The sequence below is a fragment of the Arthrobacter sp. Hiyo1 genome, from assembly GCF_001263615.2.
GTDB lineage: Bacteria > Actinomycetota > Actinomycetes > Actinomycetales > Micrococcaceae > Arthrobacter.
Window position 1 is genome coordinate 212260 of record NZ_DF952472.1, and the last position, 1842, is coordinate 214101.

At 61.0% G+C, this 1842-nt stretch carries 3 protein-coding genes; 1 reads left to right on the forward strand and 2 read right to left on the reverse strand.

Annotated features, from left to right (window positions below; genetic code table 11):
* A partial coding sequence (locus tag AHiyo1_RS14650; RefSeq protein ID WP_148667601.1) for an aldo/keto reductase occupies positions 1-183 on the reverse strand: 183 nt, incomplete at its 3' end.
* A 146-nt stretch (positions 184-329) separates the two neighbouring features.
* Here AHiyo1_RS14650 and AHiyo1_RS14655 point away from each other — a divergent pair.
* Positions 330-947: a TetR/AcrR family transcriptional regulator gene (locus tag AHiyo1_RS14655; protein ID WP_059389061.1), complete on the forward strand. Its 618-nt coding sequence runs from the start codon at positions 330-332 to the stop codon at positions 945-947.
* Between the two features lie 251 nt (positions 948-1198).
* Here the strand turns inward: AHiyo1_RS14655 and AHiyo1_RS14660 are convergent, their stop codons facing one another.
* Positions 1199-1504, reverse strand: a complete 306-nt coding sequence (locus AHiyo1_RS14660) for a helix-turn-helix domain-containing protein (protein WP_059389062.1) — start codon at positions 1502-1504, stop codon at positions 1199-1201.
* Between the last annotated feature and the right edge of the window lie 338 nt (positions 1505-1842).

Genomic DNA, 1842 nt, shown 5'->3' on the forward strand with positions numbered 1-1842 from the left:
CCGGTCGAACGTCGAGGTCGAGCCGTAGACATCAGCGGTGTCAAAGAAGTTGATGCCCAGATCCAGAGCCGCTCCCACGACGCTATCGGCTTCGTGTGCGCTCGGTGCCACACCGAAAGTCGCCGTGCCCACGCAGATGCGGGACACACGCACGCCGGTCGGTCCGAGAACGGAGTACTTCATCTAAAGGATTCCCATCTGCGAGTCTCGGGACTGGGCTGACGCGTGCGGCGTTCCGTCAGGAGGTCCCGTGCGGCTACGAGCCGTGTCGAACTTAAACCATAACCGACTGGTTATATTTCGGCAAATGGTCATGAGAAAGTAGTGACATGCCAGAAGCCGCAGAGACCAGAACACGGGGCCCCTACCGCACAGGCGTCCGCCGACGCGAGCAGCTCATCGGCATCGCGATGGACGTCTTCGGCGAACACGGCTTCGCCGGCGGATCCCTCCGCACGATTGCCGAGCAGGCCGGCGTCAACCACGCCACCCTGATCCAGCATTTCGGCAGCAAGGAAGGCCTGCTCACGGCCGTGCTGGAGGAATGGGACCGACGGACCGTGGAGAACGGCCCCATCGAGGTCAGTGGATTGGACTACTTCCGGCGGTTGCCAGAGGTCATGGCCGCCCACCGGGACAACCGCGGCCTGCTCGAACTGTTCACCACTATCGCGGCCGAAGCCTCCAGTCCGGCCCACCCGGGCCACGCGTTCATCACCCAGCGCTACACCTCGAACCTGGCAACCCTCGCCGGGCATTTGCAGGAAGCGGTCGAAGCTGGCGACATTGTTCACCTCTCCCCCGCGCAGATTGAGATTGAAGTGCGGCTATTCACTGCCGTGATGGACGGCATGGGCCTGCAATGGCTCCTCGACCCCGAAACCGACATACACGCCAGCGTCACAACCTATGTCGAACGCGCCATTGCCGCCTGGGGAGGCCGGTAGCGCCCCTCTGTCCGATTCGGAGGGCACAACCAGAGGATCGAAGATTGAGAGGAAGACACTCCCGGCAATCCGCGCCGTCCTTTTTCCGAACGGTCCCTCGCGGCCAGTCCGAGGACTCGGTGCACCGGTCCCGTTGCAGGGGTGGGCCCTCGTTGCGCGGAGCGAACGCTGCGATTTAGCCCTTGCGGCCCATCGCCTCGTATAAGGCCTCCTACGTCGGTTGTTCAAACATGCCGGAGCGGGTTGCCGGGTCAGGCGATCTGGATCCGTTCGTCGCCGAGTTCAACCTCGACACGAAGCCGCCCACCGAGAGGTTCGACGTATTTCCGCAGCATATCGACCTGGGCCCGGTCAATGTCACCGTGCTCGATGCGGGACACCCTGTTCTGGCTCACGCGCAGACGCGCAGCCACCTCGACCTGCGTCAGGTCCGATGCCTCACGGAGCTCCCGAAGCCAGAAGGCCCGGACTTCATCGAGCAGGTGCTTCTTGTGCCCTTCCACAGCAACGCGGTCAACAGGTCGCTTGGCCAAAATCTCTTCGACTGTCTTTGCCATTACGATCCTCCTTTCGGAATCCTCAGATGATCGGACCCATCGGCCCAGCCGCTGTCCGGATATCAGACCGACACCCAAACTTGACGGAGGTCCGGTACCAGACAGTCAAAATGGAAGGGTCCGCAACCACGACACCGCGACCCACGCTTTACCGATGATCTTCTCCTCGAATCTCGCCGCACAACAGATCTTGGGCGCAAAAATTGAAGGACTACAACTTTTGAAGCGCCAATGCGATGGCAATTTCGATGGTCTCAACCTAATCGAAGAAACATCTTGTAGCTTCCTCAGAATTCACGTAACGTGGGTCACATGGAACAGGCCACCAAGACACGAGG